This window comes from Stenotrophomonas sp. 63632_Sma (assembly GCF_056482875.1).
Map to the genome: position 1 here is coordinate 2,843,289 of NZ_CM151220.1, position 15,487 is coordinate 2,858,775.

The following is a 15,487-nucleotide window of genomic DNA, read 5'->3' on the forward strand; positions in this document are numbered from 1 at the left end:
TGCAGACACACCCCCTCTCCCGATGCCTTTTCCAATACCCCTGAAACGCGCCTTGTGCCTGGTACTGACCCTACCCCTGGCAACCCTTGCCCATGCTGTCGAGCCCTCCACTGCCGCGCCAAAGGACCTGGACAAGGTCGAAGTTCGCGGACGTGCACAGACCCTGTACCGGGTGGACGATGCTGCGGTCGGCACCCGCACGGATACACCGCTGGAGCTGGTCCCACAATCGATCCAGGTCATCCCGCGTGAACTGATCGACGATCAGGCCGCGCGTCAGGTGACCGACCTCTATCGCAGCATCAGCGGCATCAGCTACTTCAGCTATGCCGGGGTGACCCTGCGCGGCTTCCGCCAGGAGAACGTGCTGTATGACGGCCTGCGCGGCGACCCGTATGCAGGTTTCTCGGTCCCGCAGTTGTTCAACATCGAGCGCGTGGAAGTGCTGAAGGGACCGGCAGGTGCGCTGTATGGCGGTGGTGATGCAGGCGGCGTCATCAACTATGTAACCCGCAAACCGAAAGCCAGCGCCGGACGCAACATCGAGATCCAGCTGGGCGACAAGAACTTTCGTGCCGGATCGATCGAGGGTACCGGGCCGTTGAATGCCTCCGGCAGCGTGCGCTATCGCGCCGGGCTGTATGCCGACAGTGAAAAGGGTGTGCGCTGGAACACCGACAGCGAAAGCGTGATCGGCGACGCCTCGCTGGCCTTCGACATCGGCCGGACCGGCGAGCTGGTGCTGCAGTTCACCGACATCACCCAGAACCTCGGCGGCAACCGCCTGCGCGGCGTGCCGGTGAATGATGCGGGCACCTTCCTGACCGACCGCCGCTGGAACCACAACGAGGCCAGCGACTTCCTCGACATGCGCGCCAAAGTGGCGCTGGCGCAGTACCGCTTCGCACCACGTGACAATCTGGATGTGGACTTCGCCGCTCGCTGGTTCAGCAACAACGAGCACCAGATGTACCACGAGCCGATGGGCCTGATCGATCGTGACCGCGATGGCGTGGCCGAGTGGATGACCCGCCAGCTGCGCAACCAGATCCGCGACAACGAAGCATTCACTGCCAACGGCAATGCAGTCTGGCGGGTGACCACCGGCGCGGTTGAGCACAAGGTGTTGTTCGGTGCCGATGTGTACCAGCTGGATGCGGATTTCACTGCACAGACCGCCAGCAGCGCCGACCTTGCCCGTGGTGCGGGGCCGGTGCGCGGTATCGACCTGTTCAATCCCGTGTATGGCGCCAGTACCTGGCACGACTACAACCTGGCGGCCCTGCCCTGGCGCAGCACGTCCACCCGCAGCATGCGCTATGGCGGCTATCTGCAGGACGAGCTGGCACTGGGCACACGCTGGCATGTGCTGGCCGGGTTGCGCTGGGATGGCTTCAAGGACGACGACCGCATTGCCGGCAGCAGTGTGGACGGCAACGACCTCAGCTGGCGGCTGGGCAGCACGTTCACCGTGCGCGAGGGCCTGAATGTCTACGCCAACGTGGCCAGCGGCTTTGTACCGCAGAGTGCTGCCAACCAGAACCCCGCCGCTGGCGGGCCGTTCGATGCAGAACGCAGCAAGCAGTGGGAAGTGGGCATGAAGTCCCTGCTGGCCGACCGTGTGACCTTGAACATGGCCGCCTACCGGATCGACCGCAGCAATATCGTGCAGGCCACCGGCGAAGTGATCGGTGGCGTGAACCAATTGGCCGCGCTGGGCCTGGTGCGCAGTACCGGCATGGAGCTGGATCTGCTGGCCGACCTCACCGAGCGCTGGGTGCTGAATCTGACCTACGCCTACAACGATGCGCGGGTGAAGGATGCAGGCCCGAATGGCATCACCAACGCTTCCGGCGACCGATTCGCCAATGCGCCGCGCAACAAGCTGGGAATGTGGACGCGCTACGACCTGCCGTCGATCAATTCGGCCATCGGCTTTGGTGCTGACCATGTGGGTGAGCGCGTCAGTCTGGACGGGCAGACGGTCAAGGCCTACACCGTGTTCGACATGAGCTGGAAGACCACATGGAAGCAGTGGCAGTTCCAGGCCAACGTCAAGAACCTGTTCGACAAGGTATATGCAGCCAGCGGTTTCATCGCGCGCAACGGGCATTTCCCGGGTGAGCCGCGGCGGGTGTACGTGCAGGCCGCTTACAGCTTCTGACGCAGGGCTGGGGGCGGTGATGACGGGGAGGTGGCAACCCACCTCCCCTGTGGGTGTCAGTGCGAGCAGGCCACCAGCATCGAGCGGGTGGCCATCTGGGTGGAGGTGAAGCCGTTCTTGTTGCCCACCGCGATGGCGTTGCCGTCGTCGCCATCCTTGCTGAAGACTACATAGCCGCCTGGGCACATCTGTCCGGCCTTTTCGTAGCAGCCACTCCAGGCACTGGAGCCGCTGCAGTCGATGGAGACGCCGCGCCGGCCATCAGGGGTAACGGTCATCTTCGCGGTGGTACAGCCACTCAACGCGGCCACGAGCAACAACGGAACGAACAACTTCATGGGTACTCCAGGGATTGGGGGGCAGCGAGTGGCCGCCAAGGCTGGAGTGCCTGGATTGCGCGAACCTTGCGCCGACAGCGTGTTTCCTGCGTCACCACAGCCGTGCGGAAGATCGGGAAGGCACGCCATGTTCACGCAATGTTCCTGTAATACGGTGCCGGCGCGTGCCGAACCGCCCTGCCACGCCCTTCCTGCCCAAGCCCTGCCGATGCACATCCTGCTGATCGAAGACGAAGCCGAACTGGCCGCCACCCTGAAATCCGCCCTGCAGCGCGAGCGCTACGTGGTGGACCTGGCCAACACGCTGGCACTGGCCCGCGAAGCGGCCCTGTGCGGATCGCACGATCTGGTGCTGCTGGACCGCACCCTGCCCGACGGTGACGGGCTGGGATTGATTTCCCTGCTGCGTGAGCGCAACCCAGGGGTGCCGATCATCGTGCTGAGCGCGCTGGGGCAGCTGCCGGACCGCATCGCCGGCCTGGATGAGGGCGCGGACGACTATCTGGCCAAGCCCTTCGCACTTGAGGAACTGTTCGCCCGCATCCGCGCTGCAGGGCGCCGGCCGAGCGGCATGCAGGTGGAACTGGTCAGCATCGGCCGTTTGGTGTTCGACCCGGCATCGGGTGAAGCCAGTGTGGGCGGGCAACGGCTTGAGCTGCCGCGCCGCGAGATCCGTGTGCTGACCGCGTTGGCCCGGCGCCTGGGGCGCACCGTGCTGCGCGAGTCGATTGAGATGGCAGTGTATGGATTCGATGACGGCATCCATTCCAACACGCTCGACTCGCACGTCTCGCGCCTTCGCCGCAAGCTGGCCGATGCCGATGCAGGAGTAGAGATACACGCCATCCGCGGCGTCGGCTATCTGATGCGGGAAGCCAAGTAATGGCGCGTCGTCCCTCGCTGAAGCGCCCGTTGATCGTCAAAACGCTGATCTATCAGCTGCTGGCGTTGCTGGTGGCGTTCTTCGCGCTGCTGATGGTGCTGATACGTGCCGACAGCGGTGGCTACTACACCATCCAGACCTTCGCGCCGGTGGCGGCCGACGCGGTGCACCGCGACCGCAATGGCGACCTCTACGTGCAGAACACGCCGGAACTGGCCGAACTGCTGAAGGTTGTTCCCGGTGCATGGTTCATCGCCGAGGATGAGCACGGCCACCACGTTACGTTCGGGCCTGTGCCGCCGGCCTATGCCTCGCTGGTTGGCGCACTGGATGGCATCCCCTTTGGCGACCTGCGCGGGCGCGACCGCAGCGATGGCCTGGCCGTCGTGGTCCGCCAGCACAGCGGGCCGGCCGGCAAGCTGACCATCATGGCCCACGGCGAAACCGATACGCTGACCTGGCAGATGGCGTTGGCGGCACACATCATCACCCTGCCGATCTTCCTGCTGCTGGGCCTGGCCACCATCGTCCTGACACCGATCATCGTAAGACGAGCTTTGGCCGGGGTGGAGCGCATCGCCCAGGAAGCCCGCAACATCTCCGCCAGTCGCCGCGGTGTCCGCCTGACAGAAACCGCGGTGCCGGTGGAGATCGCTCCGTTGGTGACGGCGGTGAATGAAGCACTGGAGCGGCTGGACGAGGGGCACGAGCGGCAACGCCGCTTCATCGCCGCCGCCGCGCATGAGCTGCGCACCCCCATCGCGATTCTGAGGGTAAAGGTCGATGCGGCCGACGACGCCACCTCGCGCAACCTGGCCGTGGAAGTGGCACGGTTGGCGACGCTGGCAGAGCAGTTGCTGGATCTGCACCGCATGGACGAAGACGGGCCGAAGGAAACCATCAACCTGGCGCGGGTGGCCAAACGGGTGGCCGCCGATCTGGCGCCGCTGTTGATCCAGTCGGACAAGACCGTAGCCGTGGCGGTGGAATCGCACTTCCCGGTGTTCGGCGAGACCGGCGCAGTGGAGCGGGTAATCTCCAACCTGGTGCTGAATGCTGCCGAACATGGCGGACGCCAGATCATCGTGCGCGTTCAGGGCAGCTGCCTGGAGGTCGAGGACGACGGCCCCGGCATACCGGTCGACCAGCGCGAACGGGTTTTCGAACCCTTCCAGCGGCTGCGGCCACGGCAGACAGGCGCAGGACTGGGGTTGAACCTGGTGCGCCAGGTGATCGACCGCCACGGCGGCCACGTCACGATTCTGGATGCGCCTGGCGGTGGTGCATTGATCCGTGTTGAGTTTCCACTGCACCCGGGCGTGACCAGCGCGCCACCGCTGGAGCACTGAACACACCGCGTGCACCTGTGTAACTGGCACCTGTCCATGCGATGCCGGTAGCGAGGACAGGCAAGGTTGCGGCAATGTTCGCTGCACAGCATCGGGGTGTGGCACCTGCCGTGCCACCGCGTTCCGATCTGACAGGAAGCCTGCATGTGACCCAGGGAGCTCCGCCACCGTCCTCTTCCACGCGCACTGTGCCACCGCGGAATTCGCCGGGCCTTACCGCTGCCGCATGGAATCGCCACCCGCGTACTGGCCGCGCGCTCGGCCTGGAACACTGGCCGCATTGGCTGCGGGCAGTTCCCGAAACCGAGCGCGCAGGTGTATTGATGCGGCTGTTCGGCGCCCTGTTCCTACTGCTGCCCGGCATTGCACTGGTGGCTTCAACGTACAGGCACGCGAGCGCTGCGGCGGCCGCTGCCGTGCTCCTGTTCGTTGCCGTGCATGCTGCGCTGCATGGGTTGGCGGCATGGCGCGCGGCAACCTCGCGCCCGATGCCACCACTGCTGCGCGTCCTGGATGGTCATGCCACCGGGATAATGATTGCCAGCGCGCTGCTGATCAGCATCGGTGCAGGGATGACGAAGCTGCCTGTTCCAGCATTCTTCTGGTTGTTGGCCGGCGCGGTGAGTCAACTCTTCGCTGCGCGATTGGCAGGCCACCGGCTGCGCAATGCACTGCTGGTTCTCGGTAGCGCCCTGCAGTTCATCGCCGTAGCATTGCTCGCCCTTCTTGCCGCACGCTGACACAGCGACAGCCCCGCAAGGTTCACGCAACCCAGCGCATCGAGACTCGACGGCCAACCCCGTCTGCCACGCCAGACGTGTGTCTCTACTGCCGCGAGGACCCGCGATGACCTGTCTCTACTGGATGCTGCGACGATGAGCGCCGCACCACGCAAGCGCCGCCGGGCGCTCATGATTGCTGCCGCCCTGCTGTGCAGCGCGCTGATTCTGTTTGCATGGTTGCGGCCCGCACCACCTCAGCAACTGCAGGTTGCGCCGGTCGTTCGCGGCAACATCGAACAGGTGGTGGAAGCCACTGGTACGCTGAAGCCCTCGCGGCTGGTCAGCGTGGGTGCGCAGGTCTCCGGCCGCATCGACACCCTGCATGTGAAACTGGGCGACAAAGTGAAAGCCGGCGATCCCATCGCCGATATCGATTCGCGCACGCAGCGCAATGCATTGCTGAGCGCGCAGGCCGCACAGCGCACCGCGCGCGCCAACCGCGATGCACTGGCGACCGACCTGCGCCAGTTCGAGTTGACACTGCATCGGCAGCAGCAACTGGCTGCCGCGCAGCTGGTGGCCCGCGCCGACTTCGATGCAGCCAAGGCCAAGGTCGACGCCACCCGTGAACAGATCGCCGCGTTGGACGGTGAAGTTGCGCGTCGACAGACCGACGTCGATGTCGCGCAGACCAATCTGGAGTACACCCGCATCACCGCCCCCACCGACGGCACCGTACTGGCCGTGGTCGCGCGCCAGGGGCAGACCGTGAATGCGGTGCAGAGCGCACCGACCATCGTGATGCTGGGCAATCAGGACGTGATGACGGTATACGCCGAGATCTCCGAGGCTGACGTCGTACACACCGCTGTTGGGCAGGAGGCGTTCTTCACCATTCTTGGTGATGCCGGTCGCCGCTACAGCAGCAGGCTTCGGGATATAGCGCCAGCACCGGAATCGATCACCAACGAAGACAGTTCCAGCCTCGCCGCACCGGCGGTGTCGGGTGCCAGCCGCACGGCCATGTACTACAACGGCCAGTTCGACGTGGACAACGCCGATGGCCGCCTGCGCAGCTACATGACCGCGCAGGTTCGCATCGTGCTGGGCCGCGCCAACGACGTACTGACCATTCCCTCGGCCGCATTGGGTGCGCGCGCCGTCGATGGCAGCTACAGCGTGCAGGTCCGTGGTGCCGACGGCCGCGCCAGCACGCGGCGCATCACCACCGGGCTGGATGACCAGATCCAGGTGGAAGTACGCGACGGGCTGAACGAAGGCGATCAGGTCGTGCTGGCGCAGGCCAACGTCGAAGCCACCAGCGCACCCGCTCAGCCCAAATGAGTACGACCATGACCGAGCCACTGCTGCGCGTTCGCGGCGTACGCCGTGAATTTGCCGCGGGCGAGCAGACACTGGTGGTACTCGACGGCATCGACCTGGATATTCACGCAGGTGAACTGGTGGCCATCGTAGGCCAATCCGGTTCGGGCAAGTCCACGCTGATGAACATCCTGGGTTGCCTGGATCGCCCTTCCGCTGGCGTCTATCAGATCGCCGGGCGCGAGACCGCGCAGATGTCGCCTGATGAACTGGCCGAACTACGCCGCGAGCACTTCGGCTTCATCTTCCAGCGCTACCACCTGCTGACCGATCTGACTGCACTGAGCAATGTGGAGGTGCCTGCGATCTACGCCGGCATGCCTGCCGAAGCACGCCATGCACGGGCAGCCACCCTGCTGTCGCGGCTGGGTCTGGGCGAGCGTATGCAGCATCTCCCTGGCGAGCTCTCGGGCGGCCAGCAGCAACGCGTTTCGATTGCGCGTGCGCTGATGAATGGTGGCGCGGTGATCTTCGCCGACGAACCCACAGGTGCGCTGGATACGCATTCCGGCAAAGAGGTGATGAAGATCCTCGGCGAGCTGCACGCCGAGGGCCATACCGTGGTGCTGGTCACGCATGACATGGCCGTGGCCGAGCATGCGCAGCGCATCATCGAAATCCGCGATGGGCGGATCGTGGATGATCGTGCAACCGGTACTGCTCTGGCGGCGGGCGTGGCGACGCCAGCCGTGCCCCAATCCGCGGGTAGCAGCGGCTGGCAGGTCTGGCGGGACCGTTTCGCTGAAGCCTTCCGCATGGCACTGCGCGCGATGAACGCCCACCGCATGCGCACCTTCCTGACCATGCTCGGAATCATCATCGGCATTGCTTCGGTCGTGGCGGTGGTAGCACTGGGCACCGGTGCACGGCAGGCCATCCTGTCCAACATCTCCTCGTTGGGTACCAACACGATCGAGATCTATCCCGGTTCCGGTTTTGGCGACCTGCACTCGGCGCGAGTGGAAACACTCACCCCCGGCGACAGCGTGGCCCTGGCCCGGCAGCCATTCGTGGACAGCGCCACCCCGGGTGTTGCCACCAGCGGCACCGCCCTGCGCGGCAACCGCTCTGCCAGCGTGCAGGTGCAGGGCGTCAGCGAGCAGTACTTCCGCGTGCATGGCCTGAAGCTCGGCGAGGGCGCCTTCTTCGGTCCACCCGGCGTGGTCGGCTACCAGCAGGTGGTGGTGATCGACGCCAATACCCGCGCACGCTTCTTCGCCGCGACCGACAATCCGATCGGGCAGACCCTGCTGCTGGGCAATGTCCCGGTGCGCGTGGTGGGTGTGGTGAAGAAGGATGCCGGCACCACTGGTGATGCATCGTTGCTGCGGGTATGGCTGCCCTACACCACCGCGATGGCGCGCGTACTGGGGCAGAGCCACGTCTCCAGCATCACCGTGCGCGTCTCGGATGCGATCAGCATGGAAGCGGCTGAGCAGGCCATCGCGCGACTGCTGACTCGCCGCCACGGCAGCACCGATTTCTACATGAGCAACAACGCGCAGATCCGTAGATCCATTGAACAGACCACTGGCATCCTGACCATGATGATCAGCTCCATCGCTGCCATCGCACTGGTAGTGGGCGGGATCGGGGTGATGAACATCATGCTGGTGTCGGTGACCGAGCGAACCCGCGAGATCGGCGTGCGCATGGCGGTGGGCGCGCGACGCAGCGACATCCTGCAGCAGTTCCTGATCGAATCGGTGCTGGTCTGCCTGCTCGGTGGCGTGCTCGGCATCGGCGTGGCACTGGCGCTGGGCGCGGTCATGGAGCTGGCCGATGCGGGCTTCAGCCTGGTGTTCTCCGTCAATTCGATTCTGGCTGCGTTCGTGTGTTCCAGCCTGATCGGCGTTGGTTTCGGCTTCCTGCCGGCACGCCGTGCCGCACAGCTGGATCCTGTGGAGGCGCTGGTTCGATAGCCGCTGCAATTGCTCGCCCTGACGGCAGGTTCGCGCAATGTCTGCGGGGTGTACTACGGCTACCAACGATGTCCGCACAGGAGCTGGACGATGTTTCTGAAGACAGGAAGAACCGCGCTGATTCTAGCGGTCACTGCGCAGCTGGTGTTGATGCCGTACGCCGGCGACGCCCATGCGCAGCGTGGCGACCGCTACAACCCGCAGTGGAACCAGGACTACCGCGATCGGGAGCGCGATGCATGGGAACGGCGCGAACGTGAGCGGAATCATGAGCGCGAACGCGAGCGCCGGCACGATGCCAAGACCGCCGGTGTCGTGGTGGGCGTGGTAGGTGCAGCGGTGGTGGCCGGCGTGATTGCCGCTGCCGCCAAACGCGAGCGCGAGACCCGCGAGCGCGCCAACTACTGCATGAACCGCTACGGCAACTACGACCGCCGCAACGACACCTATCGCGACTCCGACGGCTACACCTATCCCTGCCGCTGATCTGCAATTTTCAAGGAGAATCACCCATGACCAGGATCACTCTGTTGATCGCCCTGTGCACTGCCCCGTTGCTGGCCCAGGCCTCACCGGCCGACCCGAAGCAGGCCTACATCGACGCCACATTCACCGCCATGGATGCCAACAACGACGGACGCGTCGACAAGACAGAGTACGCGACATTTCAGCAGGAACGTTTCAGCAAGCAGGCCGATTCCATCGACGCCGCGTTTTCCGCGATGGACAGGAACAAAGACGGCAGGATCAGCAAGGAGGAAGCCAACGTGGTGCCGGAGATCGCGAAGTACTTCGCGGGCCTGGACACCGATGGTGATGGCTATCTGTCGCTGAAGGAAATGCAACAGGCCATGGTTGCTGCTCAGACTGCAGACGCACCAACAAAGTAAATCCAGGGCGGGGCGCTGAAGATGGATACCCATCCGGGCTCGGTGCGGGTTGAATACACCCTCTTCCCACGTTAGCCTCCGAGGTGCCCAAGGAGGGCTATCAACGGAGTGAAGCATGAAGATTGGATTCAAGCTGTCTGTTGCTATTGCGGCTGCTGCACTGACCCTGGGAATCGGCAGTGCCTCCGCGCAGTCCCGCTGTACCCCGTGCTACACGGCCTACGAGGCCTGCCTCGCAGCGGGCAATGGCGAGAAGGTGTGCTACCCGGCTTTTGCCCGCTGCCTGCGGAACAGCGGCTGCACCATCCCGTAAGTCACGCACTGCCGTGATGTGTGCCGGCCCCCATTTCGGGGGCTGGCATTGGCTGCCAGGCGCTGCCCCTTGCTACTGAAGAGGTTCCATACGCGTGGGCGGAGTGATTTCATCCCATCCGCATCGCGTTATTTTCGCGCGCCTGCATTTCGATATCCTGCTCGCCGCCCTTCACGAAGCGAGGCAGCGCCCCACATGCGCTGCCTCCTGCACTACCGCGATTGCTGTGGCCTCCGAAACGCTGCGGGGTGCGCGGGCCATGTCGACCACACTCGGCGCTACGCTTCAGACCTCAGCTGTCGCTGTCCGTGCTTCTATGGCCGCGATAGGTTTCGCCCCACTCGCGCATGGCCAGCAGCACCGGCACCAGCGTGCGCCCGAATTCGGACAGCTCGTACTCGACCTTCGGTGGCACCTCTGCATAGACATGGCGGATCACCACCCCGTCAGCTTCCAGTTCCCGCAGTTGGCTGGTCAGCATGGACTGGGTGGCGTTGGGCACCCGCCGCGTCAGCTCCATGAAGCGACGCTTGCCGGTCATCAGGTGGAAGAGGATGACAGGCTTCCACACGCCACCCATGACCGACAGCGTGACCTCCACGGCGCAACCGCTCTTGCCATCCCAACGCTTGCTACGCATGCATACTCCGGAAAACCATAGTACCTACGGAAAATCATCGTTCTTGTTGCAATAGCGGTGCGAGCCTAGCATGGCCCCATTCCTTGAATGTGAGCCCCTCCATGACGTTCAAAGCACTGCTCGCTCGCAAGACAAACAACCAGGTATCGACCGATCTGGTCGATTTTGATGAGGCCGATCTGATGGACGGCGACGTCCTGGTGCAGGTCGAGTACTCCACGCTCAACTACAAGGATGCGCTTGCCCTCACCGGCAAGAGCCCGGTCATCCGGACGTTCCCGCTCATTCCCGGCATCGATCTGGCAGGCGTGGTGCTGGAATCCAGCAGGGCCGACTTCAAGCCAGGCGACCGCGTTGTGCTCAATGGCTGGGGCCTGAGCATGAGTCACCACGGCGGCCTGGCACAGCGCGCCCGCGTGCGCGGCGAATGGCTCAACCGGATTCCCGGCAACCTGAGCACCCGCGACGCCATGGCCATCGGCACCGCGGGCTATACCGCCATGCTGTGCGTGCTGGCCCTGGAACATGCCGGCGTGACGCCCGACAAGGGCGATGTGCTGGTGACCGGCGCCAACGGCGGTGTCGGCTCGATTGCGGTGGCGATCCTTTCAAAGCTGGGCTATCGCGTGGTGGCCGCCACCGGGCGCCCGGAGCATGCTGAGTATCTGCACAACCTGGGTGCGAGCGAAATCATCGACCGCGCGCAGCTTTCGGAACCACGCGACCGGCCGGTGAGCGCCGAACGCTGGGCCGGCGTGGTGGATGTGGCCGGCGGCCCTACCCTCGTCAACGCCATCGCCGAGACCAAGTACCGCGGTGCCGTGGCCGCGTGCGGCCTGGCGCAGAGCGACGCGCTGCACGGCTCGGTGCTGCCTTTCATCCTGCGCAACGTGACCCTTGCGGGCGTGGATTCGGTGAATGCGCCGCAGGACGTCCGCCAGCGCGCGTGGGACCGGCTTGCCACCGACCTGGATCCGCAGAAGCTTGAAAGCACGGTGCAGCTGATTGGGCTTGCCGGCGTGCTTGAGGTTTACGAGCAGATCATTCCGGGCAAGGTGCGTGGGCGGATAGTGGTGGATGTGAATGCCTGAGGAAGCCTCCCCAGCGGATTCCATCCGGCAACGAATGGTGAACACGCCGTGAAACCATGCGTGCGGCAGTGGCCGTTTGCCACTGCTGCTCGCATACGCTCAGGTTTCCGCCGACTGTGGACACCGCCATGTCAATGACTGCACTCGCCCTTGCGACCGCTCTTTCCGGCCTGCCCGACATTGCCTGGGAGCGCGAGCGCGGCGAAGACGCACACCAGCTGATGCTCTGCCAGATCCATCGCGATGAGCTGATGCAGGATGACGCGAAGAGCGATGCCTACCAGCGCGCCAAGGCTGTCTGCGATCTCCTGGCGCGTGAGTACAGGAACAAATGGGATTTCGATGCGCAGGAGGCATTGGCGGCATCGGCAGTGGATCTGGATGAGCTGATCCGACGGGGAGACCTGGTTGAGGTGCCTCCAACAAGGCAGGACTGCGTCTACGAGTGATTCCGTGCCGGCAGGTGCTGGCACCTGGAGCTGCCGCAGGGCAACCAGGTCCAGTGCCGATCGGCGAGGCTAGCGGATGCGACTCCGCGCCAGTGCCAGGCGCCTGATCTCGTCTGGCAGAAACACGACGCCGTCCTCCATTTCGATGCGCATCTGCGAGGCATCACCTTCGTGCCCCTGCATTGCAACGGTCACCAGAATCTTCAGTGCATCCGTGCGGATATCGTAGCCGCCGACGGTGTGCTTCAAGGTACCCACACTGTTCCAGTCGATTTCCATGATCGGCGTCCACATCCACAGGCTTCATGCTGGCAACGGCCTTCGCCCACGTCAATGAAACCGGCCGCACGGCCGACCATGAAGCGAAAGGCCACGCGCGTGGTCAAGGCCCCTTATCATGGAGGGGTAAGGGCTCTGCAAGCCCAGTCGACGTACGCAAGGCAGTATCTGGATGTCTATGGAATGGCGCCCCTCGGGCTGGGGCCTACGTGTGACCCGCTCGCCGAACTGGTGGCTGCGACTTGACGGCGAACATGTTGAGCTTTTGATTGAAGGTCGCCAGTACCGGCAACACGTAGCTGACGACGAGCGCGTGCAGGTCATCCCTGGACTCGTCTGGGCCAAGGTCGTCCTGCAGACCCAGGGCGATGGCGTGCTGACCATGGATGGACTGTCCAACAGCCAGGCTTCCCGGCTTGCGGCAGCGCTGCAGCAGCTGCGCTTTGCGGGTACCACGCGCGGGCGCAAGGCACTGTTCGACACGATTCTGGAGCAGATCCAGTCGTGGCTGGCCGAGGCAGATGCCCTCATCGACCGGGGCAGCACCGGCCGCCGCTGGATCACGCACGAACAACAGCAGGCACTGCTGGCTGGTCGCCCCGCCCTGCCGCTCCCGCCGCGCGAGCTGGAACAATTGTTCCTGGATGAGGATGTGCACGAGGACCTGCATTCGCCCAGCCACCGTGCAGCACTGGACGCCCTGCACGACTGGCAGCTGGACTGGCCCGCGGCGTGGGCCGACGCCAACGCATCCATGACAGCACGCGAACGGGTACTGGCCAAGGACTTCCTGGACCGGGTCGAGAGCAAGCCGCTGACCGACGAACAGGCCCGCGCGGTCATATGCTTCGACAATCGCGTGCAGGTCGTGGCCGCAGCCGGCTCTGGCAAGACCTCCACCATGGTCGCCAAGGCCGCTTATGCCATTGATCGCGGCTTTGTCGAACCCGAACGGATCGTGATGCTCGCCTTCAACAAGGATGCCGCCAGGGAGCTTGAAGAGCGCGCGCAGCGATGCTTCGACCGGCTCGGCATGGGCGACACCGTGGTTGAAGCCCGGACCTTCCACGCCCTCGGCCTGGCCATCGTCGCCAAGGCCACCGGACGCAAGCCCGACATCCCCGAATGGACCACTGACGCCACGCTGGGCTTCAACAAGCTGGCCGAACTGGTGGACGATCTGAAGGATCGCTCGACCCACTTCCGTACCCAATGGGACATGTTCCGCCTGGTGTTCGGGCGCGACCTGCCGCCATTCGGCGCGGAAATGGAGGCCGATGGCTACGACCGCGATGGCACGCCCTACATCCGCACCCTGCAGGGGGAACGGGTGAAGAGCCTGGAAGAGTGCGTGATCGCCGACTGGCTCTTCTATAACGGCGTGACGTACGACTACGAGCGACGCTACGAATTTGATACCGCGACAGACACCCATCGCCAGTATCGCCCCGACTTCTATTACCCGGACGCCGGGCTGTATCACGAGCACTTTGCGCTGGATGCTGATGGTCAGCCGCCGAAGCACATTGCCAACTACAGCGAAGGGATGCACTGGAAGCGCCAGCAGCATGTGGCACGCGGCACGGCCCTTGTCGAGACGACATCCTTTGGCCTGCGCAGCGGGCATGCCCTGCTGGATCTCGCAGAGAAGCTTGGCGAGTGTGACATCGAGCTCGACCCGAACCCGGACCGCGAGCTGCCCGATCAGGGTGCCAAGCCGATGCCGGACGCGGACCTGATCGGCTTGATGCGCACCTTCATTGCCCATGCCAAGAGCAACTGCCTGACGCTGGATGACATGGCCGCGCGCCTGCGGCAGATGCCCGAGGATCAGTTCAAGGAGCGACACCGTCGCTTCCTGGAAATCGCAGGGCCGGTTTTCCAGGCCTGGGACAACGCACTGGCTGACGAGCGAGGCATCGACTTCGAGGACATGCTCAACATGGCGGCCGGGCTGCTGGAACAAGGCCGCTACGAATCGCCTTACGAGCTGGTGATGGCCGATGAATTCCAGGACGCTTCGCGCGCCCGCGCACGCCTCTGCCGTGCATTGGTCAGCCAACCGGGCCGCCATCTGTTCGCGGTGGGCGATGACTGGCAGTCGATCAATCGCTTCGCCGGGGCCGACGTTTCGGTGATGACCGGATTCCGCGGGTGGATGGGCCATGGCCAGGTGCTGAAACTGGAACAGACGTTCCGCTGCCCACAGGCGCTCTGCGATGTGTCCAGCCGCTTCATCAGCCGCAACCCCGCGCAGATCGCCAAAGCAGTTCGCTCAGCTGCAACGGCCATGGGCCCGGTGCTGCAGGCGTTCCAGATGAATCGGCGTGAGGAGGTGCAGGATGGCGTTCGCCAGTACCTCGCCAAGCTGCATCAGCAGTTGTTGTCCGGGGCGGTGCCGCAAGGGCGCAACGGACGCGTGACGGTCTTCATCCTGGGGCGCTACCGCGCCGATCGCAGCGCGATGCCTTCGGATTGGAAGACAGCCTTCGGCAGCACGATGGAGGTCGAATTCCTGACCGCACATCGATCGAAGGGGCGCGAAGCGGACTACGTGATCCTGCCGGGGATGATCCACCGAGGCTTCCCCAGCCTGCGGTCGGACGACCCGGTGCTTTCGCTGGCGATGCCGGATGGCGACACCTATCCACTGAGCGAAGAACGGCGGTTGTTCTATGTGGCGCTGACGCGAGCGCGGCGGTCGGTTGCGATGTTCACGCTGCAGGGCAAGCACTCGCCGTTCCTGGATGAGCTGGTCAAGGACGGGGCCGTGGAAGTGACGAGCCTGTCTGGCGCGGCCATCCACGAAGAACGCTGTCCGGTATGCAAGGTGGGCGTGTTCGTGGACCGCAATGGACCGCATGGGGCCTTCCGGTCGTGCTCCAGTTATCCGTTGTGCCACAACAAGCCGAAGGGTGGGCGGCGTGGGTAAGTGCATTCGGCCTCATCCATGTGCACCCGCCCAAACCAGGCTGCGCAGGCTGACGTAACGGTTCGATGTCTGGGCAGTAGCTGCGGAAGCAGCAAGAAAGGCCCCTGCTCCAAGGGGCATTTCCATGATTCT

Annotated in this window: 15 protein-coding genes; 12 read left to right on the forward strand and 3 right to left on the reverse strand. The window is 64.4% G+C overall.

Annotation, left to right across the window (positions count from 1 at the left end):
• Positions 1–22 precede the first annotated feature (22 nt).
• Positions 23–2,164 carry a TonB-dependent siderophore receptor gene (locus ACZK45_RS13240; RefSeq protein ID WP_478444804.1) on the forward strand — a complete coding sequence of 714 codons (2,142 nt, stop codon included), beginning with the start codon at positions 23–25 and terminating at the stop codon, positions 2,162–2,164.
• Positions 2,165–2,220: 56 nt separating this feature from the next.
• Here ACZK45_RS13240 and ACZK45_RS13245 read toward each other — a convergent pair whose 3' ends face one another.
• On the reverse strand, positions 2,221–2,502 hold the full coding sequence (locus ACZK45_RS13245; protein WP_049398241.1) for a hypothetical protein: 282 nt from the start codon (positions 2,500–2,502) through the stop codon (positions 2,221–2,223).
• 208 nt (positions 2,503–2,710) lie between these two features.
• Between ACZK45_RS13245 and ACZK45_RS13250 the strand changes: the two genes are divergently transcribed.
• The 8 genes from ACZK45_RS13250 (at position 2,711) to ACZK45_RS13285 (ending at position 9,964) form a co-directional block, all read left to right on the forward strand.
• The gene (locus ACZK45_RS13250) at positions 2,711–3,385 is read left to right on the forward strand and encodes a response regulator transcription factor (RefSeq protein ID WP_049398287.1); all 675 of its coding nucleotides are present in this window, start codon (positions 2,711–2,713) and stop codon (positions 3,383–3,385) included.
• Positions 3,385–4,734 carry a sensor histidine kinase gene (locus ACZK45_RS13255; RefSeq protein ID WP_032128607.1) on the forward strand — a complete coding sequence of 450 codons (1,350 nt, stop codon included), beginning with the start codon at positions 3,385–3,387 and terminating at the stop codon, positions 4,732–4,734. The genes ACZK45_RS13250 and ACZK45_RS13255 overlap by 1 nt, the downstream gene beginning before the upstream one ends.
• A 323-nt stretch (positions 4,735–5,057) precedes the next feature.
• On the forward strand, positions 5,058–5,474 hold the full coding sequence (locus tag ACZK45_RS13260; protein WP_189721228.1) for a hypothetical protein: 417 nt from the start codon (positions 5,058–5,060) through the stop codon (positions 5,472–5,474).
• 135 nt (positions 5,475–5,609) lie between these two features.
• The gene (locus ACZK45_RS13265) at positions 5,610–6,800 is read left to right on the forward strand and encodes an efflux RND transporter periplasmic adaptor subunit (RefSeq protein ID WP_478444805.1); all 1,191 of its coding nucleotides are present in this window, start codon (positions 5,610–5,612) and stop codon (positions 6,798–6,800) included.
• Positions 6,797–8,761 (forward strand): MacB family efflux pump subunit, encoded by a 1,965-nt coding sequence (locus ACZK45_RS13270; RefSeq protein WP_478444806.1) that lies wholly within the window; start codon positions 6,797–6,799, stop codon positions 8,759–8,761. Before ACZK45_RS13265 ends, ACZK45_RS13270 begins: the two co-directional genes overlap by 4 nt.
• 90 nt (positions 8,762–8,851) lie before the next feature.
• On the forward strand, positions 8,852–9,247 hold the full coding sequence (locus ACZK45_RS13275) for a hypothetical protein (RefSeq protein ID WP_478444807.1): 396 nt from the start codon (positions 8,852–8,854) through the stop codon (positions 9,245–9,247).
• Between the two features lie 26 nt (positions 9,248–9,273).
• Entirely contained in the window at positions 9,274–9,651 is a 378-nt protein-coding gene (locus ACZK45_RS13280) for an EF-hand domain-containing protein (RefSeq protein WP_049463021.1), read from the forward strand.
• 115 nt (positions 9,652–9,766) lie between these two features.
• Positions 9,767–9,964, forward strand: coding sequence for a hypothetical protein (locus ACZK45_RS13285; protein ID WP_032128612.1), 198 nt, complete (start codon positions 9,767–9,769; stop codon positions 9,962–9,964).
• A 292-nt stretch (positions 9,965–10,256) separates the two neighbouring features.
• Here ACZK45_RS13285 and ACZK45_RS13290 read toward each other — a convergent pair whose 3' ends face one another.
• Positions 10,257–10,604 (reverse strand): winged helix-turn-helix transcriptional regulator, encoded by a 348-nt coding sequence (locus ACZK45_RS13290; protein WP_107431662.1) that lies wholly within the window; start codon positions 10,602–10,604, stop codon positions 10,257–10,259.
• Between the two features lie 101 nt (positions 10,605–10,705).
• Here ACZK45_RS13290 and acuI point away from each other — a divergent pair, with 101 nt between their 5' ends.
• Together acuI and ACZK45_RS13300 are read left to right on the forward strand one after the other, a co-directional pair.
• The gene (acuI, locus tag ACZK45_RS13295) at positions 10,706–11,695 is read left to right on the forward strand and encodes an acrylyl-CoA reductase (NADPH) (RefSeq protein WP_478445891.1); all 990 of its coding nucleotides are present in this window, start codon (positions 10,706–10,708) and stop codon (positions 11,693–11,695) included.
• Between the two features lie 134 nt (positions 11,696–11,829).
• Entirely contained in the window at positions 11,830–12,144 is a 315-nt protein-coding gene (locus ACZK45_RS13300; RefSeq protein ID WP_478444808.1) for a hypothetical protein, read from the forward strand.
• A gap of 69 nt (positions 12,145–12,213) precedes the next feature.
• Here ACZK45_RS13300 and ACZK45_RS13305 read toward each other — a convergent pair whose 3' ends face one another.
• Entirely contained in the window at positions 12,214–12,423 is a 210-nt protein-coding gene (locus ACZK45_RS13305; protein ID WP_478444809.1) for a hypothetical protein, read from the reverse strand.
• 178 nt (positions 12,424–12,601) lie between these two features.
• Between ACZK45_RS13305 and ACZK45_RS13310 the strand changes: the two genes are divergently transcribed.
• Positions 12,602–15,355 (forward strand): UvrD-helicase domain-containing protein, encoded by a 2,754-nt coding sequence (locus ACZK45_RS13310; RefSeq protein WP_478444810.1) that lies wholly within the window; start codon positions 12,602–12,604, stop codon positions 15,353–15,355.
• Positions 15,356–15,487 lie beyond the last annotated feature (132 nt).

Bases quoted from the DNA above. Each gene is read 5' to 3' on its own strand.
- ACZK45_RS13240 (WP_478444804.1), top strand. From the start codon at position 23: ATGCCTTTTCCAATACCCCTGAAACGCGCCTTGTGCCTGGTACTGACC.
- ACZK45_RS13245 (WP_049398241.1), bottom strand. From the start codon at position 2,502: ATGAAGTTGTTCGTTCCGTTGTTGCTCGTGGCCGCGTTGAGTGGCTGT.
- ACZK45_RS13250 (WP_049398287.1), top strand. From the start codon at position 2,711: ATGCACATCCTGCTGATCGAAGACGAAGCCGAACTGGCCGCCACCCTG.
- ACZK45_RS13255 (WP_032128607.1), top strand. From the start codon at position 3,385: ATGGCGCGTCGTCCCTCGCTGAAGCGCCCGTTGATCGTCAAAACGCTG.
- ACZK45_RS13260 (WP_189721228.1), top strand. From the start codon at position 5,058: ATGCGGCTGTTCGGCGCCCTGTTCCTACTGCTGCCCGGCATTGCACTG.
- ACZK45_RS13265 (WP_478444805.1), top strand. From the start codon at position 5,610: ATGAGCGCCGCACCACGCAAGCGCCGCCGGGCGCTCATGATTGCTGCC.
- ACZK45_RS13270 (WP_478444806.1), top strand. From the start codon at position 6,797: ATGAGTACGACCATGACCGAGCCACTGCTGCGCGTTCGCGGCGTACGC.
- ACZK45_RS13275 (WP_478444807.1), top strand. From the start codon at position 8,852: ATGTTTCTGAAGACAGGAAGAACCGCGCTGATTCTAGCGGTCACTGCG.
- ACZK45_RS13280 (WP_049463021.1), top strand. From the start codon at position 9,274: ATGACCAGGATCACTCTGTTGATCGCCCTGTGCACTGCCCCGTTGCTG.
- ACZK45_RS13285 (WP_032128612.1), top strand. From the start codon at position 9,767: ATGAAGATTGGATTCAAGCTGTCTGTTGCTATTGCGGCTGCTGCACTG.
- ACZK45_RS13290 (WP_107431662.1), bottom strand. From the start codon at position 10,604: ATGCGTAGCAAGCGTTGGGATGGCAAGAGCGGTTGCGCCGTGGAGGTC.
- acuI (WP_478445891.1), top strand. From the start codon at position 10,706: ATGACGTTCAAAGCACTGCTCGCTCGCAAGACAAACAACCAGGTATCG.
- ACZK45_RS13300 (WP_478444808.1), top strand. From the start codon at position 11,830: ATGACTGCACTCGCCCTTGCGACCGCTCTTTCCGGCCTGCCCGACATT.
- ACZK45_RS13305 (WP_478444809.1), bottom strand. From the start codon at position 12,423: ATGGAAATCGACTGGAACAGTGTGGGTACCTTGAAGCACACCGTCGGC.
- ACZK45_RS13310 (WP_478444810.1), top strand. From the start codon at position 12,602: ATGGAATGGCGCCCCTCGGGCTGGGGCCTACGTGTGACCCGCTCGCCG.